30 protein-coding genes and 1 pseudogene are annotated in these 21,104 nt (G+C 62.9%); 15 read left to right on the top strand and 16 right to left on the bottom strand.

Annotation, left to right across the window (positions count from 1 at the left end; genetic code table 11):
* On the bottom strand, window positions 1-160 hold a 160-nt coding region (locus X757_RS1000000168165; RefSeq protein WP_031251523.1), incomplete at its 3' end, for a transposase.
* A gap of 153 nt (window positions 161-313) precedes the next feature.
* Window positions 314-901, bottom strand: coding sequence for a TetR/AcrR family transcriptional regulator (locus tag X757_RS141880; protein ID WP_023711646.1), 588 nt, complete (start codon window positions 899-901; stop codon window positions 314-316).
* A gap of 105 nt (window positions 902-1,006) precedes the next feature.
* Here X757_RS141880 and X757_RS141885 point away from each other — a divergent pair, with 105 nt between their 5' ends.
* Both X757_RS141885 and X757_RS141890 read left to right on the top strand, forming a co-directional pair.
* Window positions 1,007-1,822 carry an oxidoreductase gene (locus tag X757_RS141885; protein ID WP_023727313.1) on the top strand — a complete coding sequence of 272 codons (816 nt, stop codon included), beginning with the start codon at window positions 1,007-1,009 and terminating at the stop codon, window positions 1,820-1,822.
* 65 nt (window positions 1,823-1,887) lie between these two features.
* On the top strand, window positions 1,888-2,889 hold the full coding sequence (locus X757_RS141890; RefSeq protein ID WP_023727312.1) for an NADP-dependent oxidoreductase: 1,002 nt from the start codon (window positions 1,888-1,890) through the stop codon (window positions 2,887-2,889).
* Window positions 2,890-2,985: 96 nt separating this feature from the next.
* Here X757_RS141890 and X757_RS141895 read toward each other — a convergent pair whose 3' ends face one another.
* On the bottom strand, window positions 2,986-3,882 hold the full coding sequence (locus X757_RS141895) for a polyprenyl synthetase family protein (protein ID WP_031251522.1): 897 nt from the start codon (window positions 3,880-3,882) through the stop codon (window positions 2,986-2,988).
* A 229-nt stretch (window positions 3,883-4,111) separates the two neighbouring features.
* Between X757_RS141895 and X757_RS141900 the strand changes: the two genes are divergently transcribed.
* From X757_RS141900 to X757_RS141910, 4 genes and pseudogenes are all read left to right on the top strand, one after another.
* Window positions 4,112-4,819, top strand: coding sequence for a biosynthetic peptidoglycan transglycosylase (locus X757_RS141900; RefSeq protein ID WP_050593969.1), 708 nt, complete (start codon window positions 4,112-4,114; stop codon window positions 4,817-4,819).
* 153 nt (window positions 4,820-4,972) lie between these two features.
* Window positions 4,973-5,155, top strand: coding sequence for a 50S ribosomal protein L32 (rpmF, locus tag X757_RS141905; protein ID WP_008834724.1), 183 nt, complete (start codon window positions 4,973-4,975; stop codon window positions 5,153-5,155).
* Window positions 5,156-5,353: 198 nt separating this feature from the next.
* Window positions 5,354-6,269: pseudogene (locus X757_RS01000000165250) on the top strand (arginase family protein).
* A gap of 193 nt (window positions 6,270-6,462) precedes the next feature.
* Window positions 6,463-6,864 carry a hypothetical protein gene (locus tag X757_RS141910; protein ID WP_023670154.1) on the top strand — a complete coding sequence of 134 codons (402 nt, stop codon included), beginning with the start codon at window positions 6,463-6,465 and terminating at the stop codon, window positions 6,862-6,864.
* Window positions 6,865-6,986: 122 nt separating this feature from the next.
* Here the strand turns inward: X757_RS141910 and X757_RS141915 are convergent, their stop codons facing one another.
* From X757_RS141915 to X757_RS141925, 3 genes are all read right to left on the bottom strand, one after another.
* Window positions 6,987-7,418 carry a heme-binding protein gene (locus X757_RS141915; RefSeq protein WP_023690074.1) on the bottom strand — a complete coding sequence of 144 codons (432 nt, stop codon included), beginning with the start codon at window positions 7,416-7,418 and terminating at the stop codon, window positions 6,987-6,989.
* A 175-nt stretch (window positions 7,419-7,593) separates the two neighbouring features.
* A complete protein-coding gene (locus X757_RS141920; RefSeq protein WP_023684002.1) occupies window positions 7,594-7,827 on the bottom strand; it encodes a hypothetical protein in 234 nt (77 codons plus the stop codon).
* Window positions 7,828-7,906: 79 nt separating this feature from the next.
* Complete coding sequence (locus tag X757_RS141925) at window positions 7,907-8,434, bottom strand: helix-turn-helix domain-containing protein (protein ID WP_023684001.1); 528 nt, start codon at window positions 8,432-8,434, stop codon at window positions 7,907-7,909.
* 115 nt (window positions 8,435-8,549) lie between these two features.
* Between X757_RS141925 and X757_RS141930 the strand changes: the two genes are divergently transcribed.
* From X757_RS141930 to X757_RS141945, 5 genes are all read left to right on the top strand, one after another.
* The gene (locus tag X757_RS141930; protein ID WP_023727309.1) at window positions 8,550-9,383 is read left to right on the top strand and encodes an alpha/beta fold hydrolase; all 834 of its coding nucleotides are present in this window, start codon (window positions 8,550-8,552) and stop codon (window positions 9,381-9,383) included.
* Between the two features lie 116 nt (window positions 9,384-9,499).
* Complete coding sequence (locus X757_RS141935; protein WP_023683999.1) at window positions 9,500-10,156, top strand: glutathione S-transferase family protein; 657 nt, start codon at window positions 9,500-9,502, stop codon at window positions 10,154-10,156.
* A 5-nt stretch (window positions 10,157-10,161) separates the two neighbouring features.
* Entirely contained in the window at window positions 10,162-10,488 is a 327-nt protein-coding gene (locus tag X757_RS0134800; RefSeq protein WP_023699361.1) for a helix-turn-helix transcriptional regulator, read from the top strand.
* Between the two features lie 23 nt (window positions 10,489-10,511).
* Window positions 10,512-10,886: a nuclear transport factor 2 family protein gene (locus tag X757_RS141940; protein WP_032893136.1), complete on the top strand. Its 375-nt coding sequence runs from the start codon at window positions 10,512-10,514 to the stop codon at window positions 10,884-10,886.
* Window positions 10,887-10,902: 16 nt separating this feature from the next.
* Window positions 10,903-11,442 (top strand): SRPBCC family protein, encoded by a 540-nt coding sequence (locus X757_RS141945; protein WP_023727308.1) that lies wholly within the window; start codon window positions 10,903-10,905, stop codon window positions 11,440-11,442.
* On the opposite strand, the gene X757_RS141950 is transcribed toward X757_RS141945, so the two are convergent.
* The 3 genes from X757_RS141950 to X757_RS141960 all read right to left on the bottom strand — a co-directional run bounded on the left by X757_RS141950 (window position 11,408) and on the right by X757_RS141960 (window position 13,233).
* On the bottom strand, window positions 11,408-11,671 hold the full coding sequence (locus X757_RS141950) for a helix-turn-helix transcriptional regulator (RefSeq protein WP_023670147.1): 264 nt from the start codon (window positions 11,669-11,671) through the stop codon (window positions 11,408-11,410). The two genes, X757_RS141945 and X757_RS141950, sit on opposite strands and share 35 nt — an antisense overlap.
* Window positions 11,672-11,703: 32 nt before the next feature.
* Entirely contained in the window at window positions 11,704-12,942 is a 1,239-nt protein-coding gene (locus X757_RS141955) for an MFS transporter (RefSeq protein WP_023670146.1), read from the bottom strand.
* A gap of 96 nt (window positions 12,943-13,038) precedes the next feature.
* Window positions 13,039-13,233 (bottom strand): DUF1192 domain-containing protein, encoded by a 195-nt coding sequence (locus X757_RS141960; RefSeq protein ID WP_023670145.1) that lies wholly within the window; start codon window positions 13,231-13,233, stop codon window positions 13,039-13,041.
* A gap of 146 nt (window positions 13,234-13,379) precedes the next feature.
* Between X757_RS141960 and X757_RS141965 the strand changes: the two genes are divergently transcribed.
* From X757_RS141965 to X757_RS141970, 3 genes are all read left to right on the top strand, one after another.
* Window positions 13,380-14,390 (top strand): NAD(P)H-quinone oxidoreductase, encoded by a 1,011-nt coding sequence (locus X757_RS141965; RefSeq protein ID WP_032887144.1) that lies wholly within the window; start codon window positions 13,380-13,382, stop codon window positions 14,388-14,390.
* Between the two features lie 357 nt (window positions 14,391-14,747).
* Window positions 14,748-14,888 carry a DUF1127 domain-containing protein gene (locus X757_RS1000000167065; RefSeq protein WP_023670143.1) on the top strand — a complete coding sequence of 47 codons (141 nt, stop codon included), beginning with the start codon at window positions 14,748-14,750 and terminating at the stop codon, window positions 14,886-14,888.
* Between the two features lie 326 nt (window positions 14,889-15,214).
* Complete coding sequence (locus X757_RS141970) at window positions 15,215-15,907, top strand: DUF1013 domain-containing protein (RefSeq protein ID WP_023670142.1); 693 nt, start codon at window positions 15,215-15,217, stop codon at window positions 15,905-15,907.
* A gap of 63 nt (window positions 15,908-15,970) precedes the next feature.
* Here the strand turns inward: X757_RS141970 and X757_RS141975 are convergent, their stop codons facing one another.
* The 3 genes from X757_RS141975 to X757_RS1000000167060 all read right to left on the bottom strand — a co-directional run bounded on the left by X757_RS141975 (window position 15,971) and on the right by X757_RS1000000167060 (window position 17,580).
* The gene (locus X757_RS141975) at window positions 15,971-16,690 is read right to left on the bottom strand and encodes a YafY family protein (protein WP_023727307.1); all 720 of its coding nucleotides are present in this window, start codon (window positions 16,688-16,690) and stop codon (window positions 15,971-15,973) included.
* 126 nt (window positions 16,691-16,816) lie between these two features.
* Window positions 16,817-17,227, bottom strand: a complete 411-nt coding sequence (locus X757_RS141980) for a hypothetical protein (protein ID WP_031199867.1) — start codon at window positions 17,225-17,227, stop codon at window positions 16,817-16,819.
* Window positions 17,228-17,409: 182 nt separating this feature from the next.
* On the bottom strand, window positions 17,410-17,580 hold the full coding sequence (locus X757_RS1000000167060; protein WP_023670139.1) for a hypothetical protein: 171 nt from the start codon (window positions 17,578-17,580) through the stop codon (window positions 17,410-17,412).
* Window positions 17,581-17,784: 204 nt separating this feature from the next.
* Between X757_RS1000000167060 and X757_RS1000000167055 the strand changes: the two genes are divergently transcribed.
* Window positions 17,785-17,946, top strand: coding sequence for a hypothetical protein (locus X757_RS1000000167055; protein ID WP_023727305.1), 162 nt, complete (start codon window positions 17,785-17,787; stop codon window positions 17,944-17,946).
* 9 nt (window positions 17,947-17,955) lie between these two features.
* Here X757_RS1000000167055 and X757_RS141985 read toward each other — a convergent pair whose 3' ends face one another.
* From X757_RS141985 to X757_RS142000, 4 genes are all read right to left on the bottom strand, one after another.
* Complete coding sequence (locus tag X757_RS141985; protein WP_023706279.1) at window positions 17,956-18,216, bottom strand: hypothetical protein; 261 nt, start codon at window positions 18,214-18,216, stop codon at window positions 17,956-17,958.
* A gap of 85 nt (window positions 18,217-18,301) precedes the next feature.
* Window positions 18,302-19,015, bottom strand: coding sequence for an SGNH/GDSL hydrolase family protein (locus tag X757_RS141990; protein ID WP_023727304.1), 714 nt, complete (start codon window positions 19,013-19,015; stop codon window positions 18,302-18,304).
* 63 nt (window positions 19,016-19,078) lie between these two features.
* The gene (locus X757_RS141995; RefSeq protein WP_023727303.1) at window positions 19,079-19,819 is read right to left on the bottom strand and encodes a thioredoxin family protein; all 741 of its coding nucleotides are present in this window, start codon (window positions 19,817-19,819) and stop codon (window positions 19,079-19,081) included.
* Window positions 19,820-19,993: 174 nt separating this feature from the next.
* Complete coding sequence (locus tag X757_RS142000) at window positions 19,994-21,019, bottom strand: class I fructose-bisphosphate aldolase (RefSeq protein ID WP_023727302.1); 1,026 nt, start codon at window positions 21,017-21,019, stop codon at window positions 19,994-19,996.
* Window positions 21,020-21,104: the final 85 nt, after the last annotated feature.

Below are 21,104 nucleotides of genomic sequence, written 5' to 3'. Positions count from 1 at the left end.
CGGGCGTGCGCTCGCTCTTCGAGGCGCCCAGCGCCTCGTCCATCTCGGCCTCAAGCACCTCCTGCATCACCGCACGGAGCACTTCGTGCAATCCATCCGGGTTCGAAAGCAAAATGTCTTTGACGGCAGCGCTGGCGGTCTTAACTTCAGTCTTGGTCATGGTGGCGTTCCTTCGCGGGAATCAGGTGACGTGAACAATCACCAGCCTGCCATGACCGCCCCCTCTCAGCGAATTTGCAGAACTCTCAGCACACTACCTAATGCGGCCCGCCATGATGAGGATGTCAGGCTCTTTGCTGCTGCCGCTCTATCTCTAAATGGATGCCTTCTCGCCGTCACGTGGCTGGATCAGCCTGCGCGCGGCATCTGCTCCTGCCGCAAGGAAGCGATCCGACAATTCGGTCCCTGCCACCGCGCGGGCCAGTTGAAGCGCGCCGATGAGGGTCGCAAAGACGCCCATGGCAACGCCTTCCGGATCCCTGGCCTGCGGAAGCGCTGCAGACAACTGGCGCACCAAAACCAGCAAGCGTTCGGTGTAGACTTGGCGCGTTTCGAGCGGCTGACGCGCGAGTTCCGGGAGCAGCGCGGCGTTGGCGCAGCCCGTTCCCGGGTTGTCCCGGTGCGCAGCTGACAGATACGCCGCTATGCCCATCTCCGGACCACCGGCGGCCAATACCTCCTGCAGTTGCTGCACCTGGCTCTCCAGTGCCGCTACCAGGCTTTCACGCACAAGCTCCGCCTTGGATTGGAAATGCGGATAGAAGGCTCCGTTCGTCAGCCCGGCGTCGCCCATAATGGCTGCCAGTCCGGACGCGGCGATGCCGTCACCGCGAAAACGCTGGGCTGCGACCTCCACGATGCGATCGCGGGAGGCGTCCTTTCGGCCCTTTTCGTAGCGCATGGCTGCTATTCCTTTCTGCTATTGCATTACGGTCGTAATTTGATATTATGATCATAATTCAACCAGCGAACGAAAGCTAGCCCCAGTGGCTTTGGAGCATAAAAAATGAATGCGAACTCTGGAAAGACCGCAGTCGTGACCGGAGCCTCTTCGGGCATCGGCCGCGCCAGTGCCGAGGCCTTGGCGCGGGCGGGGTATACCGTCTTCGGGACAAGCCGCAGCAAGGCCGGCAACGGCCCGGCTAAGGTGTCCATGCTGACCTGCGACGTGACCGACGGGGAGTCCGTCAGCGCCCTCGTTGCAACCGTGCTGGCCCAGACCGGCCGCATCGACCTCTTGGTCAACAATGCCGGTGTCGGCCTGCTTGGCGGCGCCGAGGAATCTTCGGTCGCACAGGTGCAGGTTCTGTTCGACGTCAATCTGTTCGGCGTCATGCGCATGACCAATGCGGTGTTGCCGTCGATGCGGCGCCGCGGCCAAGGGCGCATCGTCAACATCGGCTCGATTCTAGGATTGGTGCCCGCGCCATACTCAGCGCACTACTCGGCGGTCAAGCACGCGCTGGAGGGCTATTCGGAATCGCTCGATCATGAGGTTCGCGCCTTCAACATTCGCGTCTCGGTCATCGAGCCGGCATTCGTGCGCACCGTCTTCGACCAGAACGGCATCGAGCCGGATTCCCTGTTGAAGGACTACGATCAGGCGCGCGCCGGTCTCAAGGCGCTGCTTGCCGATGTGATGCCCAAAGCCGATCGGCCGGAAGTGGTGGCGGATGTGGTCGTCAAGGCAGCGACCGACGCCCGTCCGCGACGGCGCTATACCGCAGGGAAGGCAGCGCGCCAGGTCAGCCTGCTACGCCGCTTCGCCCCCGCGGGGATGTTCGACAAGACCTTGCGCAAGCAGTTCCGCTTGCCGGTCTGAACAACGGCGGGACGGAGAATTTCACGCACAAACGGCACCAACAGGCACTTCAGAAAGTCACTGCCATGAAGGCATTCGTTGTCGACAAATATAACAAGAAAGGCATTTTGCGGCTGGCCGAGATGCCGGAGCCGGAACTGCTGGACAATGACGTCTTGGTCGAGGTCCATGCCGCAGGAGTGAACCTGCTGGATTCCAAAATCAGAACCGGTGAATTCAAACTCATCCTTCCCTATCGCCGGCCCTTCATTCTCGGTCACGACGTGGCTGGAAGGGTTGTCAGGGTGGGCTCGAAAGTCCGCAAATTCAAACCCGGCGACGCCGTCTATGCGCGGCCGCGCGACGGCCGGATCGGGACATTCGCCGAATTCATCGCAATCGATGAAGCCGACGTGGCGCTGAAGCCGGCGAACCTCAACATGGAAGAGGCGGCCTCGATCCCGCTGGTCGGTCTGACCGCCTGGCAGGCTCTCATCGAGAGGGCGGGTCTGAAGACAGGCCAGAAGATCTTCATCCAGGCTGGCTCCGGCGGCGTGGGGACATTCGCCATCCAGTTGGCAAAGCATCTCGGCGCGATCGTTGCGACAACAGCGGGCGCGGCAAGCAACGATCTGGTCAGGGATCTCGGCGCCGATGTCGTCGTCGACTACAGGAAGGACGACTTCGAGAAAATCCTGTCGGGCTACGACGTCGTCCTGAACAGCCAGGACGCCAAGACGCTTGAGAAATCCCTGACTGTGCTGAAGCCGGGTGGGAAGCTCATCTCGATTTCCGGTCCTCCGGATCCCGAATTTGCCAGGAAACAGGGACTGAACGTGTTGCTAAGGCTGCTGCTGCGGCTGCTGAGCCGTGGTATCAGGACCAAAGCCAAGCGCCGGGGCGCGGGATTTTCGTTCCTGTTCATGTCGGCGCAAGGTGAGCAACTGAGCAAAATCACGTCCCTCATCGAAGATGGGGCGATTCGCCCGGTCGTCGACAGGGTCTTTCCTTTTGAAGCGACCAATGAGGCGCTGGCTTACGTCGAAACAGGACGCGCCAAGGGCAAGGTCGTCGTCAAGGTCAGATAGCGCGCCCAGTTGCTTTGGGGCATTTGAGAGACACCAAGCAAGGCAGCGCAAGGCCGACAAATTCCGAAAACGGTTCGGCATCCGATTGCCCAAACCTCAGTTGTTGCGGATTGCCACGAAGCTTGCCGCTGCCTTCAGCAAGGCTGCCTGTTCACCGTAAGGCTCGAGCAATTCATGGGCCTGCTTGACCAGCCCATGGAGCTGGCTGCGCGCCCAGTTCGCGCCATGCAGCGCCACCAGCGTCGCCTTGCCGGCGGCTGCGTCCTTGCCGGTCGCCTTGCCCATCTGGCTGGCATCGGCGGTCAGGTCGAGCAGGTCGTCGGCGAGCTGGAAGGCAAGCCCGACCGCCGAGCCGAATTCGGCCAGCCGGTCGCGGTCCTGCGGTGCGGCGCCGGCAATGATCGCGCCGGCTTCGCAGGCGAAGCGGATCAGCGCGCCGGTTTTCATCGCCTGCAGCCGGATAATGCCGGCTTCGTCCGGCCTGCTGCGCTCGGCTTCGAGATCGAGCGTCTGCCCGCCGACCATGCCCCCAGTGCCGGCCGCGCGCGCCAGCGCCAGCACCAGTGCCGCCCTGCGCTCCGCCGGCAGCGCCGTCGCCTCATCGGCGAGGACATCGAAGGCAAGCGTCAGAAGCGCATCGCCGGCAAGTATGGCGGTAGCTTCATCGAAGGCCTTGTGCACGGTCGGCTGGCCGCGGCGCAGATCGTCGTCGTCCATGGCAGGCAGATCGTCATGGATCAGCGAATAGCAATGCACGCATTCGAGCGCCGCCGCCACGCGCATCGCCGCCTCGCCATCGGCGCCAAAAAGGGCGGCACTTTCCATGACCAGGAAGGGGCGCAGTCGCTTGCCGCCGTTCAGCACGCCATGGCGCATGGCAGCCATCAAGCGCTCCGGCCGGGCGATCTCGCCGGCAAGCGTGCGGCCTTCGAGCAGCAGCCTGAGTTCGGTCTCGATCGCCGCCGCCCGNCGGCCGGGCGATCTCGCCGGCAAGCGTGCGGCCTTCGAGCAGCAGCCTGAGTTCGGTCTCGATCGCCGCCGCCCGCCTCAGAAGTGCGGCCTCAAAGGCCAATTGCTCGTCTTTCGTCATGGCCGGGAGCGGTAGCCGACACTCAGACGTTGCGCAAGAAGCCTCGCGCCATTATGCCGGAGGCGGGAGAGTGGCGCGGGTGGGGGCGGCTTGACGGAACCGATCGTCGATCATGAAACCGAAGGGTTTGAGATGGCGCGACCAAGGCGCGTGAACCGCGCCGGTCTGAAGCGCCTGGCACGGCGCGGCCTGGTCGTCGCCGTCGTGCTGGCGGCGATACCCGTTGTGCTGACCTTCCTTTATTTGCCGTCCTTCGTGCATCCGATATCGACCTTGATGGTCAAAGACCTCGCGACCTTTTCCGGCTACGACCGGCGCTGGGTGTCGATCGACGATGTGTCGCCGGTGCTGGCCAATTCGGTGATCATGTCGGAGGACGGTCAGTTCTGCTTCCATCGCGGCATCGATCTCGGCGAATTGCGCGGCGTCGTCGACGATGCGCTGGCCGGCGAGGCGACGCGCGGCGCCTCGACCATCACCATGCAGACGGTGAAGAACCTTTTCCTGTGGTCGCGGCCGCTGGGCTCGGTGCGCAAGGTGGTCGAACTGCCGCTGGCCGTCTATTTCGACGCGGTGATGTCGAAACGGCGGATCATGGAGATCTACCTCAACATCGCCGAATGGGGGCCGGGCGTTTACGGCATCGAGGCGGCGGCCCAGCATCATTTCGGCGTTTCGGCCAAACAGCTGTCGCGGCGGCAGGCGGCATTGCTGGCCGTCTCGCTGCCCAATCCGATCGCCCGCAATCCGGCCAAGCCCGGTCCGGGTCTGCGGCGGCTGGCGTCGCTGATCGAACGCCGCGCCGGCCGTTCGGGCGCGTATGTCGGTTGTCTTGATTAGGTAGAACCGCTGCCAGTTCAAAAAAAATCGCCACGGTGCTGGCCAAAACGGCGCAGGGCGTGTATAGGCACCCGACTTTCTCAGATTATGGCCCTGACGCGGCCCTTTCACGAGGGCTATCGGGGCATTTTGACCATGTAGTGGAGCATATCCATGGCCGTTCCGAAACGAAAAACCTCTCCGTCCAAGCGCGGCATGCGCCGCTCGGCCGACGCTCTCAAGGCCCCGACCTATGTCGAGGACAAGAATTCCGGCGAAATGCGCCGCCCGCACCATATCGACCTGAAGACCGGCATGTATCGCGGTCGCCAGGTGCTGACGCCCAAGGAAAGCTGAGACCAGCTTTCGAAGGGTTTGAATGCCAAAAGAACCGGCCATTGGCCGGTTTTTTTTGCGTTTGGTGCGCCGCGCCGCCAACTATGCCAAAGACCGGGCGTCCGTGGCGATACAAGCTGCGGCGGCGGTGCTGTATTGAGTCCGCATGCCTTGTCGCGGCGCTTCCGCGCGATGATCGACCGGCTTCAGAGGGACCGCATGACCAAGCTCACCACAGCACCCCGCGATGTCTTCCAGACCTTCATGAACTTCCCGCTGGTCGAGGACCTCGATGCGCTGAAGGCGGATGTCGCCATCATCGGCATGCCTTACGGCAGTCCCTACACGATCGACGAGCTGGCGGCGCGCCTCGCAGCGCATCAGCCTCGGGCTCGACCGCTATGATTTCGACATTGGCGGAACCCTGTTCGACGGGCAGGACGTCAAGGTGGTCGATGTCGGCGATGTTCCCGGCGATGCCGCCGGCGGCCACTACAGGTTGGCCGAAACGGCGATCCGCAAGATCCGCGTCGCCGGCGCCTTGCCGATCACCATTGGCGGCGATCACGGCATTCCAATCCCGATCCTGCGGGCGCTTGACGACGAAGGGCCGATCACCCTGGTTCAGATCGATGCCCATCTCGACTGGCGCGACAATGTCAACGGGGTCAGGGAAGGCTATTCCAGCCCCATCCGCCGCGCTTCGGAGATGGCGCATATAGCCGGGATTTTCCAGCTCGGCATCCGCGGCCAGGGCAGCGCCCGGCTCGAGGAGGTCGAGGCGGCCCGCGCCTACGGCTCCAACATCGTCACCGCCAATGAATGGCAGGATATCGGTACGGCGGCGCTGCTCAAGCGCATCCCGGACCGTGGCCGCTATTACCTGACCATCGATGCCGACGGTCTCGATCCCGCTGTCATGCCGGCGGTCGAAGGGCCGGCGCCTGGCGGCATCAGCTACCGGCAGACGATCGAACTGATCAAGGGCCTGTTCGCCAAGGGACGTGTCGTCGGCATCGACATCGTCGAGATCGCGCCGGCGCGCGACGTCAACGAGATCACCTCGATGACCGCCGGCCTTTTCATCCTCAACGCTATCGGCGCCGCCGTGCGGACAGGCCAGTTCAAGCGCTGAATCCCGGCGTGTCGGTGGTCAGCCGGGGCAACTGTGGCTGACAGGGTTGTTTCGCGCGGTCTTTTTCCGTGTTTGCGGGCGCTAGCGAAAAATCTTGACGGCGTGCCTGCGGGGCATTCTACAGAAGGTGCCCCCATTGTTTAGGCAATTCCTTGGGAAACCGCTTTCCTGGAATTGCTAGAGGAGACGCCTGATGTTCGGTGCCATCCCGCTGCTGATCGTGCCCTTCGTGGCCTACAATCTCGGACTCCTCGGAATATTCGGCAGCGGCGACGATCCGTGGGCGACCGAGATCTTCTCGTTCAGCATGATGTCGGGCGGAGTGTTTTCGATGACGCTCGGCGACTTGATGGTCGTGATCGGGCTGATCTTCCTGTTCCTCGAAATGGTGAAGTCGGTGCGCACCACGAACGCTTCGATCATGGACCATCTGTTGTCGACGCTGGTCTTCGTGGCGTTCCTGGTCGAGTTCCTGCTGGTGAAGGGCGCGGCGCACTCCGTCTTCTTCACGCTGATGGTGATCGCCCTGTTCGATGTGCTGGCCGGGTTTTCGGTGTCGATGCGGTCGGCGAGTAGAGACATAAATTTGAACTAGCCGCCTTCGTTGGATGGTCGCATCCGTTCGCGATTGGCGTGGCTGCTCTTTCTGGTCGTCATCCCAGGGTCTTCGCGACGGAGTTTCGCTCCTGCTTCGCCCTGGGATGACGAAGCTCCCCCTCAGCCCGGATCGGCGGTGAAGCCCGCCGCTTCGATGCCGGCGATGGCGGCGGCCTCGTCATTGTCCGACGTATCGCCCGAAATTCCGACGGCGCCGATGACGGCGCCTGCCTTGTCGCGGATCAACACGCCGCCGACGACCGGCAATACGCGTCCACCCGAAACGTCCGAAATGCCGGCGACGAGATGCGGCCGCTCCTTGGCGAAAGCCTCGACACGGCGCGAGCCCATGCCGATGGCCAGCGCCCCATAGGCCTTGCCGGCCGACATTTGCGGGCGCAGGAACGAGGCGCCGTCCTGACGCTGGAAGGCGACGAGATGCGCGCCGGCATCCAGCACGGAAACGCCGAGCGGCTTGAGCTTCAGCTCGGCGCCCTTGGCGAAGGCGGCGTCGATGATGTGCTTGGCTTTTTCGAGGGTCAGTGCGGTCATGGCTGTCTCCTGATCAAAACGCGTCAATCATCGCCTGACATGCGGGATGCGAAATCCCGGTTGCGGTTGAAATTGCTTCGCGTGGGAAAGCGGAAATGGCGGGCATTGCTGATCGTGGCACATGGCCGATACGATCCGCCGGCATCCAGATCGGGCGTCGATGAAGAAGGCCGCGCTATTTTTTCTTGGCTCGGGGCGCTTTCTTGACCGGAACGGCAGGGGCGTTGGCGAGGTCTTCCGCTTCCTTGGCAAGGCGCAATGCCCGGAGCTTGTTGGTCTTGGCCTGGCGGGCGTCGGCCTCGGCGACATACTCCGCCATCGCCTTTTGCCGCACCGTGGCTGCCTCTTCCTGCTTCTTGAAACGCATATCTGCCCTGGCGCGGGCAGTATCCTTAGAGTTCTCGACCAAGAGCGTTATCCAATCCCGTAAATTATGTTTTTCAGCCCCTTGATAGCAGAGCCGGCCTGATAATGGGGAAATAAGTTGGTCAAGCGGCCGGGGCCTCGATGCCGCTCGACGCCTTGCGGGCTACCACCGCCTCATATCCGGCCTGCAATGTAGCGCGGACGGAAGGCTGCGCGGGTGTGGCGACAGGCGTGCCCAGATGGTCGTGGCGCAACTCGTCCATGAACTGCTCCCACATTGGCGGCCCGCCTTTCTCCAGCAGCTCGGCGCGGATCGAAAGCTCCTCGCTCACCGGCAGCCAGACGCGGCCCCAAGCGCCGAGATGCGCCATGATCGGCACCAGCGTGATGGCCATCTCGGTCAGGCTGTAGATCGCCTTCTGCTTGTGCGAGGGGTCGTCGGCCTTGGTCAGCATGCCGAGTTCCATCAGCCGCTTCATCCGGTCGGCCAGGATATTGGAAGCGATGCCCTCGATCGAGCCGTTGAGCAGTTCGCGAAAGTGGCGTTTGCCGCCAAAAATCATGTCGCGCAGGATGATCAGGCTCCAGCGATCGCCGAACACTTCCAGCGACAGATTGATAGGGCATCCCGAGCGGTGTTCGGTTTTCATCCGACTCTCCTCAAAAAACCGGTTGCATTATCGTATCAGTTTTATTATCGTGCAACCGATTGCAAAATGCAACCAGTTTGATTGGCCTTTGATTGGCCGATAGGAGGAGAGTCCCATGACAAGGGCCGCAGCACCCGAAATCGTCTCCCAGACGTTTGGCGATCCCGGAGATCCAGCCATTCTGCTGATCATGGGCGCCATGGCCTCGATGCTCTGGTGGCCGGAGGCGCTCTGCAAAAAGCTCGCCGGCGAAGGCCACTTCGTGATCCGCTACGACAATCGTGACACCGGCCTGTCGACCAAATATACGCCGGGCGAGCCGCCGTATACGTTCGACGACATGGCGGACGATGCGGTGCGCGTCCTCGACAGTTGCGGCATCGGCAAGGCGCATGTGATCGGGATGTCGATGGGCGGCATGATCGCGCAACGACTGGTGTTGAAACATCCCTTGCGTGTCATCTCGCTGACCGTAATCAGCAGTTCGCCGGTGGGGATCGACACATCGCAGCTGCCGGGAACGACCGAAGCCTATATGGAGCACTCGGCCGATGGCGCCAGAGTCGACTGGTCGAACCGCGACCAGGTGGTCGGCTTCGTCGTCAAGGATGCGCGTGCGATCGCCAGCACCGCGCATCCCTTCGACGAGAAGGCGATGCGGGCGTTCGTCGAACGGGACTACGACCGATCCGGCGGCTTCCTGAGCGCGACTAACCATTTCATGCTGAAGAGCTGCGAGGATCTGAAAGGACGCCTGCGCGAGATCAAGGTTCCGCTGCTCGTCATTCACGGGACATCGGATCCGATCTTTCCGGTCGAGCATGGCGCAGCCCTTGCCGACGCTGTTGCCGGCGGGCGGCTTGTCCGCGTCGAAGGCGGTGGCCACGAACTGCATCCCGACGACTGGGGCACGATCGTTGCCGCCATCGTCACGCATACCAAACCCTGAAGGCAGTCTGGAACCTTGACACATTCGCCTCACGGAAATAGTTAAGTAATTGCTTCAGTGTCGGCGCAGGCTGGCACCGCTCCAGCATCGGCGAACCACAAACAGACGAGCAAAAAATGTCCCTGACCTTCCATTTCCATCCGCTGGCATCGTTCTGCTGGAAACCGCTGATTGCGTTCTACGAGAACGACACGCCCTTCACGCCGGTTATCGTCGACCTCGGCGACGAGCAGTCGCGGGCAGCATTCCTGAAGGTGTCGCCGACCGGCAAGATGCCGGCGCTGCGTGACGATGCACGCAATCGCACGGTGCTGGAATCGACCATCGTCATCGAATATCTGGCCGCGCATTATCCCGGGCCGGTCGAGCTCATCCCGGCCGAGGCCGACCTTGCTCTCCAGGTCCGCCAGGCCGACCGTTTCTACGATTTCTACGTGCAGGCTCCGATGCAGAAGATCGTCGGCGACAGGTTGCGCCCGCAGGACAAGACCGATCCGTTCGGGGTCGAGGAAGCGCGCGCGCAACTGCGCAACGCCTATGCGATCATCGAGGAGGAGATGCGTTCGAAAATCTGGGCGGCCGGCCCCACCTTCACCATGGCCGACTGCGCGGCCTCGCCGGCGCTGTTCTACGCCAACAAGGTCGAGCCGTTCGGCGACAGCTATCCGGCCGTGAAACACTACCACGACCGCCTGCTCAAGCGGCCGTCCTTCGCCCGGGTGGTCGAGGAGGCGCAGCCCTACTTCAAGTTCTTTCCCTACAATAACGGCTGATCGCGATGCTGCACGATCCCGCCCAGCTCGACCTGATGTTCCAGGCGCTCGCAGACCCGGCCAGGCGCAGCATGGTCGAACGGCTGTCGCGTGGGCCGGCCTCGGTCAGCCAGTTGGCCGAACCGCTGGCGATGTCGCTGTCGGCCGTCGTCCAGCATCTCAACGTGCTCGAAGCAAGCGGGCTGGTGCGCTCGGAAAAGCTCGGCCGCGTGCGCACCTGCCAGATCGCGCCGCAGGCGCTGCGCAGCGCAGAACACTGGATCAACGAACGGCGGCTGACATGGGAGCGTCGGCTCGACCGGCTCGGCGATTTTCTCGCCGGGACCGAATGACCTGAAGCAGAGGAGAAATGACCATGCCCGGCAAAAGCAGAGCGGAGTTGATCCGCGGCTATTTTTCCGCCTACCAGGCGAATAACAAGGCTGCCGTCGCGGCGGTGCTCGCCGACGATTTCACCTTCACCAGCCCCTATGACGACGCCATCGACCGTGCGACCTATTTCGAGCGCTGCTGGCCGGACAGCCCGGCCTTCAGCTCGATCGTCATCGAGCGGATATGCGAGGACGAGGACGCCGCCTTTGTCCTCTATCGCTGCGAGACGGCGGACGGAAAGACCTTCCGCAACACCGAACTGCATCTGTTCCATGGCGACAGGTTGCGCGCCGTCGAAGTCTATTTCGGCGCGTCCTATCGCGACGGCGTCTTCGTCGCGCAGAAACCATCAAGCTGACCAAGAGGACCCGACCATGGCCGAACGATCCGTCGTCCACTCCACCTTCGTCCTCGAGCGCCTCTATCCAGTTGCGCCGGCGAAAGTCTATTTCGCGCTCAGCGATCCGGCCGCCAAGCGGCGCTGGTTCGCCGACCCCGACAACCCGATGACCCACAGGCACGAAATGGATTTTTGCGTCGGCGGCCAGGAGGTCAATGCCGGCGGGCCGAAGGACGGGCCGATCCACACCTATACCGCCACCTATCAGGACATCGTGCCCAACCAGCGCATCGTCTACAGCTACGACATGCTGTTCGGTGATGTCAGAATCTCGGTTTCGCTGGCGACAATTGAGCTTCGCCCGGAAGGCACGGGCACGCGTCTGGTGCTCACCGAGCAGGGCGCGTTTCTCGATGGGCACGACACACCGTCATCGCGCGAGCATGGTACCGGATTCCTGCTCGATGCGCTGGGCAAGGCNTGGGCAAGGCGCTGGCAACGGACACTTGAAAGCCAGGGAGGCGAGCTGGAATCGCGGCCTATGCTTCCCAGAACTGATCAAGCCAAATATTGAGCTTGAGGAAGCCGCCACTGCTGACTGTATAGACCCGCCTCGTGCCCTCGGCCTTGGCCTGAACCAGACCGGCGTCCAGCAACACTTTCAAATGCTGGGACACGGCCGGGCGGGAGACTGGCAGGCCCGAAGCCAGTTCGTTGACGGTTTTCGGGCCACGCCGGAGCTCTTCCAGAAGATAGCGCCGGTTGGGGTCCGCAATCGCCATGAAGGCGTCAGAAAAGATCATGCCTATACTTGTGGGGCAAAGCTTTTCAAATCTCAACCGTCGGCTTCCGCTTTTCTGAGCCGCAGTGCTTCAGGGGTGACCGAGCGATCGGCCGGCTGGGTCTTGAAGGCGTCGCGGTCTTCGATCGGCACCGGCGCGCGGCGGCTGATGCGCAGCAACGTGTAGGCGGCGAGGCTGAGATGCGCCAGCGCGGTGGCCAGGAACAGGCCTTCGGGGCGGAGCCAACCCATCAGGGCGGCAGCCAGCAGGGGCCCGATCATGGTTCCGAAGCCATACAGAAGCAGCAGGCCGCCCGAGACCTTGACGAAATCCTCCGATCGGGCGTGGTCGTTGGCATGCGCCACGGCGATCGAATAGAGCGTGTAGGCAAAGGCGCCGTAGGCGGCGGCGAAGACAATGACGAGGACGGCGGAACGCGGTTCGAACAGGAAGATCAGGATGGCGAACAGTGCGGCGCCGAAAGCCGCGCCCGCCAGCACGAAACGGCGGTCGGTCTTGTCGGAGAGGCGTCCGGCCGGAAGCTGCATGGCCGCGCCGGCAATAACGACAAGGCTCATCATCAGTGCGATCTGGGCGGTGGAGATGCCGATACGGGCGCCGTAGACGGCGCCAAGCGTGCCCCAGGCGCCATTGGCGATGCCGACCAACAGGCAGGCGATCGCCGACACCGGCGAGTTGGCGTAGAGACCTTTGACGTCGAGCTTGACGTCCTGCAAAGGCTTGGGAGACGAAGCCGACGACACCGCGGTCGGGATCAGCGACAAGCAGAACAATATGCCGGTGATCATGAACAGCGACGCCGATCTGACGTCGCCGCCCGCAACGATCATCTGGCCGCCCATGATCGAGGCATAGGTGACCATCATGTAGAGGCCGAAGACGGTGCCGCGGTTCTCGTTGGTGGCCTTCTCGTTCAGCCAGCTTTCGATGACCATGAAGGCTCCGGCCATGGTGAAGCCGGTGAAGGCGCGCAGCAGGATCCAGACATATTCGTCGATGATCAGGCCGGTAAGCAGCGCCACGATGGCGCCCGAAGCGGCAAAGGCGCCGAACGCCCGGACGTGGCCGGCGCGGCGCACCAGGCGCGGTGCGAAGAAGCAGCCGGTGACGAAGCCACCGGCCCAGGCCGTGCCCATCAGACCGAGCGATGCGGTCGAAAACCCTTCGATCTGGCCGCGCAACGGCAACAACAGGCCGTGCAATCCCGAAGCTGCAAGCAGGAAAGCGGTGCCGCGAAGCAGCGAGAGGATCGGCCTGTAGCTTGCAAACATTGTTTGATCCGTCTGGAGATTCGGTGGCGGGGTCTGAAGACAGGCGCATTCGGGCTTTTCGGCGGCGGATGCTCAACGCCGAAACTAACGCGAAAACTAGCCGCGGCGAAACAGGGCTTCGGCCGCCGATTTGGTGCTGCCCTTGGTCTGGAGCTCGGCTTCGAGCCGGGCAATCTCCTCGCGCAGGATGCTGATCCGTTCGGTAAGGTCACCGACCGAAAGCAGCGACAGATCCTGTCCGATCTCATGCGGGCGGGCTTTCTTTTTGGGTTCGTCGTCGAAGATCGCCATCGTCGCTCCTCCCTATTCAGTATTGGGCTGATTTGGCCATTTGCCTGATCCGGCAATCAGCATACATAGGGCAGGGGCGCAGATGCAAACAGCCGGCAAGAAGCTGGCAGCCGGCGACAGACCGGCGGACCGAGACGGGAAATTTCATGGCGAGCGGACATAAAATTCCAGCCACGATGACGGCCATCGCAATCTCGCAACCGGGCGGGCCGCGGGTGCTGAAACCGGAAACGCGCGACGTGCCGGTGCCTGGTCCCGGCGAAATCCTGATCCGGGTGCGTGCGGCCGGCGTCAACCGCCCCGACGTGCAGCAGCGCAAGGGCGCCTATCCGGCGCCGCCCGGCGCCTCCGACCTGCCCGGTCTCGAGGCATCGGGCGAAGTGGCCGCCCTTGGCGACGAGATATCGCGCTGGCGCATCGGCGACCGGGTCTGCGCGCTGACGCCGGGGGGCGGTTATGCCGAATATGTCAAGGTTCATGCCGGCAGCGTGCTGCCGCTGCCCGCCGGCTTCACCCACACGGAGGCGGCCGCGGTTCCGGAAAACTATTTCACCGTCTGGCACAATGTGTTCGAGCGCGGCGGCTTGAAAAAGGGTGAGACGCTGCTGGTCCATGGCGGCTCATCGGGCATCGGCACCACGGCGATCCAGCTGGCGTCGGCCTTCGGCGCGTATGTCGTCACCACCGCCGGCAGCAAGGAAAAATGCGACGCCTGCCTGAAGCTCGGCGCCGACCGGGCGATCAACTACCGCGAGGAGGATTTCGTCGCGGCGGTCAAGGATGCGACTGGCGGCAAGGGGGCCGACGTCATTCTCGACATGGTCGGCGGCGACTATATCGCGCGCAACTACGAGGCCGCCGCGGTCGAGGGCAGGATCGTCCAGATCGCCGTCCAGGCCGGCGCGGTGGCGAGCGCCGATTTCTCGAAAATCATGGTCAAGCGGCTGACCCACACCGGCTCGACGCTGCGGCCTCGCACGGTCGAGTTCAAGGCGGCGCTCGCCGCCGCACTGGAAGCACAGGTGTGGCCGCTGCTCGGCACCCGGAAGGTAGCGCCGGTGATGGACATGATCTTCCCGCTGACCGACGCCTGGCGGGCGCATGAGCGCATGGAAGAGGGCGAGCATATAGGCAAGATCGTTCTCGACGTCGGCTAGATGGGGCGAGATTCAGGTGAGGCCGGCCTGCGAATGGCGGCTCCCTGCGCTTCCGGCCTTCCGCCGGCCGAAGCCCTCATGAGGGGTTGCGGCAGTTAAGGCTACGGCCGGCGTAGGCCGGTGCTTCGTACTGAAGTACGCTCCGCTCCGGTTCTCGGGAGCCGCCATTCTCTGCTCGGCCTGACCTGAACCTCGCGCCATGCTCCGCGCTCAGCCTGTCGGCAAGATGAACAGAAGCTTAATGCTGCAATGCAGCATTTGCATTGCGGCTATGCAAAGACGTCTGTTCAATTCGTGGGCAGCACTGCCTATCTAAGCGTCATCGAAACGATTTGATCCAACAACTGGAGGACAACCATGAACCCGATCCGCGCTTTCCGTAACTGGCGTATGTACAACGAAACCGTGCGCGAGCTGAACAAGCTCAACGCCCGTCAGCTCAGCGACCTCGGCATCAGCCGCGGCGACATCGAGAGGATTGCCCGCAAGGCCATCTAATTCGAAGCTTGGTCGGCCGATGAGGCCTGACCACGCGGCAGAAGCAAGAGCCGCCGCAGACGGTATCCCGTCGCCGGTTCCGAGCCCGCTGGACCCTGTCCGGCGGGTTTTGTCGTTTTGGACCCCCTGTACAACTCGGCATCAATGATCGCCGGAGCCGAGGTCCTCCTGGCCTCCCCCGCTGTCCGGTGTCCGACGGCTGCGCCCTGCGCCAAAAACATTGCGAAACGGCAGCGGAGCGGTTATACAGGCCGCGAATTTCCCATTTTGGTGGCTCTAAACCACCGCCCGCGCGGGAACGCGGGCGAACGAGAAGGATTTTTGAAATGGCCAATACGCTGCTGATGCCCAAGGCGACCGCCGTCTGGCTGGTCGACAACACCGCGCTGTCCTTCGAGCAGATCGCGCAGTTCTGCGGGTTGCATCCGCTCGAGGTCAAGGCGATCGCCGACGGCGAATCGGCGCAAGGCATCAAGGGCATGGACCCGATCATGACCGGACAGCTGACCCGCGACGAGATCGCGCGCGCCGAGAAGGATCCGAACCAGCGCCTGAAACTGTCCGACCCCAAGGTGCGGGTGCCGGAATCCAAGCGCAAGGGTCCCCGCTACACGCCGTTGTCGAAGCGCCAGGATCGGCCCAACGCCATCCTGTGGCTGGTCCGCAACCATCCGGAATTGAAGGACGCGCAGATTTCGCGCCTGGTCGGCACGACCAAGTCGACGATCGAACAGATCCGCGAGCGCAAGCACTGGAATTCGGCCAATCTGCAGCCGATGGACCCGGTGACGCTGGGTCTCGCTTCGCAGATCGACCTCGACATGGAAGTCAACCGCGCCTCGCGCGGCCGCGAGCAGGCGCAGCCTGTCGGCGACACGCTGCTGCCGGCTGCCGTGACCGAGCGCCTGGTGCCGGCGCCGGAGAAGCCGAAGGACGAGGATGCCGAACTGGACGCCAACGCCGTGTTCGCCAAGCTTTCGGCGCTCAAGTCCAAGAAGGAAGATGCGGACGACGAGTGAGGTTTGCGACAGTTCAACAAAAAAGCCCGCTTCGAGCGGGCTTTTTAACTGATTGTCGAAATCTCAGCTGCGCGCCGCCCGGTCCGCCGTCATGCCATAATCCTCGCTGCGCTCGACCGCGCGGTAGAAGTCGGCAAGCTGCTTGCCGCGCTCAGGCTTGAAGATGCGGCCGGCGATGACCACCGAGGCGATGCGGTCGATGCGGAAGGCGCGGAAATCGTCGCGCATCTCGCACCAGGCAACCAGCGTCCATACCTTGCCCCAGAACCACAGACCGAGCGGACGGATGTCACGCCCGGTGCCGCGGCCGGCCTCGTCGCGGTAGTCGATGGTCAGCACCTGTCGCTTCTCGACAGCGCGCTCGATCACGTCGATCGCCTCACGCGCGGCGTCGCTCACCACCCACATCGGCGTGTGGATCTCGGTGCGGGCGATGCGGTCCTTCTCGGCGTCGGGCAGGACGGCGCCGATCTTGACCAGCGCCTCGTCGGCCGCACGCGCCATGGCCGCGCCGCCAAAGGCCCGCACCATGCGGGCGCCGGCGACCAGCGCGACGATTTCGTCACGCGTGAACATCAGCGGCGGAAGGTCGAAACCCTCCCTCATCATGTAGCCGACGCCGGCCTCGCCGTCGATCGGCACTCCGGTCGACTGCAAATCGGCGATATCGCGGTAGATGGTCCGCTCGGAAACCTCGAGCCATGTGCCGAGCTTCTGGGCGGTGACCAGCCGGCCGCCACGCAGGTGCTGCACGATCTGAAAGAGCCTGTCGGCACGTCGCATCGTATGGTCCCTCGGCTGCTTGTCTATGAATGACATGGTCCCAAAACCGGTTCCGGGTGACATCCATGTCCTGTTTTATGCTTGTCGTTCTCCCAAAAACCGCTGCGCACTTTTGGGCGACACGCATTATGGTTTAAGTCCTTCGCGCTTGCGCTGCACGGCGACGAATTCCGCGCCGAAGGACAACTTCTTCGTTGTCGGCGTGTTCACGTCGAGCACACGCCAGTACGGCGTGATATCGTTCAGCGTCATGCCGCGTTCGAGATCCTCATTGGCGGCTTCGGCGACGGTTCGCAGATGATAGCCGATGGTGACCGGACATGTCACTTGCGCCCCATGCTCGATGGCGAGCGCGGTGCGCAAGGCGCGTACATCCATCTCGAGGCCGTTGGGGATCGTGCGGATGAAATCATCGACCTGACGGGCCGTCGGCACCAGCATCGGCTGGCCCTCGACGACGTCGCCCATTGTGCGTGGCGTCGGCTTCACGCCGTTGACGCCCGGCGTGTTCAGCCTGTCGTTCCAGCTTTTCACCATTCATGTCTCCTGACACGTTTATGGCATGGTGCTCCTGACAGCATTCTGTCAGGAGCCTTCAGCATTGTCCGTAGCAGGCGCCAAAAGTCTTTGCGCCAGCCCAAGGCGTCGCCGCCCGGGGGTCCATGTCAATGATCCGGGCGTTGCGGGGTCCGCATCCAAGCATTGTCATGTAAAACGCCTCAGATCTCGCGAATGCGGCTGTGACCCTCATACATATCCGGCCAGCCAATGTCCTTGCGGATGTCCGCCGGCAAGGAGTTCAGGAAGCGCTGGGTACGGACTTCATTGCGCATCGTGCGGATCTTGCCGACATAGTGCTGTACGCTGTTCAAAATACCAAAGCTGTTCATGACCATCTCCTCTTCTCTGATGGAGACACTATCGCATACCCCTCCTGACAGCAGTCTGTCAGGAGCATGTCAGCTCGTTGAAGAAAGCTGCGAGGTGCTTGGCGGCCGGTTCGGAAACGAGCCTTTTGTCAGGAATGGCCAAGTCGACCGAGACCATGCAAGAACCGCTTTGACAGCCTGTCGCGATGCTGCTCAAAGGCGGGCATGTCGAAACTCCTCGCGCTCGTCATCATCGGCATAATGGCCATTCAGCTGATCAAGCCGCTCGGCTGGCCGGGCCTGAAGCGGCGCGGCGATTTCTGGAAGCTGGCCCTGATCGCCATGGCGGCCATCGCGCTGGCGGGTGCGCTGGGGCACTGGGCATAGCCTTGAGGGTCAGGTCGGGTCCACCGTTCCCATGGCAATCATCCGGATGGCGTTGAGGCTGGGCACGAAGAAGTAATCGCCACCGCGCGTCGTCATGAATTCCGGCAGGTTCGCCGCAATAAAAGGCGTGCCGTTGGCCGGGCCGGCCGGAATGACATGCTTGCTCGATTCGGCGCGGTTGCCGGTCAGCGTGCAGGTGTCGTTGCCGGTTTCGGAATCCAGGCCGTAGCTCATCCATTGCTGCTGGATGATATTCTGGCTCAGATCCATTGGAAGCAGGCTGCAATCAACAGTATTTGAAAATACTCGCGTCACTTCTCTGAAGCCAACCGGCTCGAGCCTGTGCTCACCCTGGTCAATCGGCGAGCACCCATCCGACCAGATGTTCGGCCCAGGCGCGGTAACCGGCTTCCGAGGCATGAAAGCCATCGGAGGCAAAGCCAGCCTCAGGGTTGGTGATCGGCAGCCGTGGCGCCGGCACGGCGCCGCGCTCGAAACAGAGGCGCTCGCCCATGCGGTTCATTGCGGTAGCGCGGATTTCGAGTATCTTGCCGAGCAGCGGCGGCATGGCCGGCGCGCGGGTGAATTCCAGCACCGGCGACCACACCACGCGCGCCTCCGGCCATTTGGCGCGCAGGGCGTAGAGCAGGCCACCGAACTCCTTCTTGAAGCGCGGTACCGAGTGGAAATTCTTGGTGTCGTTGGTGCCGATGGCGAGCACGATGTGCGTCCACGGATCGGCCGACAGATTGGGCAGGACGTGGTCGCGGATCTGGCCCGACGTTGCCGAGTTGAAGCCGGCGGCGCGCCAGCGCACGGCAAGGCCGGTTCGTTTTGCGATCAGCATGGCAAGCTGCGCGGCAAGCCCGTCCTCGGAATTGCCGATGCCGACCGAGGCGGCGGAGGAATCCCCCAGCACCAGCAGCGAGATCGCCGGCGGCTTGCCGGATATCTCATGCATCACCGGCCCTTGTGCCGGCAGCATGCGGGTGGCGCGGCGGCGCACGCCGAGCCCTTGCCAGACATAAACGGGGTAGGCAAGCCAGGTGAGAAGGGCCGGGAAGCGCATGGCGATACCGTTTAGAGATCAGCGGCAGCCTTAGCGCAAGTTTCGCCTGAGGTGAACGAGCTTCTAGTCGCAGCAGTTCGGCTTGTCCGCCTGGTTGTCCTGATATTCGTCATGCAGCCGTACCCAGTCCATCAGGCTATGATAAGGGCCATTTTCGCCGCGGCCCTTCGGTGTCATGTCGAGATAGTCGTAAGTGCCGATCTGGGCCTCGCCGCCGCGGGCGCGCGACATAAAGGTAAGGAATATGTCGCCGTTCTCTTCCTTGTAGAAAACACTGGTGCCGGGAAGGTCCTTTGACGTGCGCGGACGCGTCTCGAAATTGTAGGTGGTGTCGCCGGCCGCGATCTGCTTGTCGGTGAAGGAGACCTGCATGTCGAAGTTGAAATCCGAGGCGTAGGACGACACCCAGTCGAATTTCCAGCCCATACGCTGCTTGTAAGGCAGCAGTTCCGCCAGCGGCGCGCGCGCAACCACCACCAGCGACACGTCGTGGCGCCTGAGATGCTGATCGGCGCCGTCTATATGGTCGGCAAGGAAGGAGCAGCCTTCGCAGCGGTGGTTCGATCCTGGCGTCATCATGAAGTGGTAGACGATCAGTTGGCTGTTGGCGCCGAACAGTCCGGCCAGGTTCTTCGGACCCTGCTCGGTCTCGAAGACATAGTCCTTGCGGATTTTCATCCAGGGCAGTTCACGCCGCTCGGCGGCGATGCGCTCACGCAACCGTGTCAATTCCTTCTCGCGCGCCAGATGCGCCTTGTGCGCCTCAAACCAGTCTTCACGCGAAACCACCTTCTTGCGAGTCATGAAGTTCTCCCTGTCTGTTCACCCAAGGACGTTTGGGGTGGGCAGAAACCGACATCGCCGTCAGCTTTTGCCGAAAAGGAGATAAGGATGGGCGAACTCCATCCCAAGCCCGCCTTGTCATAAACAAAACCCGGGCGCATCGGCCCGGGTTGTATGACAACGGGAGGACTGCGCTCAGGCGGCCTGTTCGAGGCTCGCCGTCCATCGTCCCAGCGCCGCCAGATGGTTCATGTGGGCACGATGGGTGAAGGCGGCCTGGCCGGAGGCGACGTTCGATGCCTTGCCGCTCCAGGCCTTTTGTGGGGCGGCCTGCAAGGCGCGGCCATAGGAGAAGGTCAGCTTCCACGGATGCGGCCCGATGGCGTTGATGGCGTTGAGGTTGGCGGTCGCCTCCTCGTCCGACTGCCCGCCCGAAAGGAAGGCGATGCCCGGCACCGCTGCCGGTACGGTTTCGCGGAACAGTTTTATGGTCTTTTCCGCGACCTCTTCGGGGCTGCTCACCTTGCCCGACTTCCTGCCGGCCAGCACCATGTTCGGCTTCAGGATGGTGCCTTCCAGCACAACGCGCGCCGCATGCAGCTCGTCATAGAGCTTGATCAGCGTTGCCTTCGAGATGTCGTAGCAGGTGTCGATGTCGTGCGCGCCGTCCATCAGCACTTCCGGCTCGACGATCGGCACGATGCCGGCCTCCTGGCACAGTGCGGCATAGCGGGCCAGCGCATGGGCGTTGGAGCCAATCGAATTGACCGAGGGCACGCCCTTGCCGGTGTCGATGTCGATCACCGCGCGCCATTTGGCAAAGCGGGCGCCGAGCTTGTAATAATCCGCGAGCCGTTCGCGCAGGCCGTCGAGGCCTTCGGTAACGGTATCGCCGGGAAAGCCGGCCAGCGGCTTGGCGCCGGCGTCGACCTTGATGCCGGGGATGGCGCCCGCCGCCTTGATGATGTCGACCAGAGGCGTGCCGTCGGCAGCCTTCTGACGGATGGTCTCGTCGTAGAGAATGACGCCGGAGATGTACTTCGTCATCGCGTCCGTGGCGCGGAACATCATCTCGCGGTAGTCGCGGCGGCTGTCGGCCGTCGATTCGACGCCGATGACGTCGAAGCGCTTCTTGATGGTGCCGGAGCTCTCATCGGCGGCCAGCAGGCCCTTGCCGCCGGCCACCATCGCGGCGGCAATGTCTTCGAGACGTTCGCTCATTTTTTCTTCTCCTTGACGGTGTTGTTCCGCGCTTAAGGGAAGTCTACCGCCAAAGGAATGGCATCGGAAAGCTCGAATCGATTGA

Source organism: Mesorhizobium sp. LSHC412B00, from assembly GCF_000503035.1.
GTDB lineage: Bacteria > Pseudomonadota > Alphaproteobacteria > Rhizobiales > Rhizobiaceae > Mesorhizobium.
This window is presented reverse-complemented; position numbering and strand designations above follow the sequence as displayed.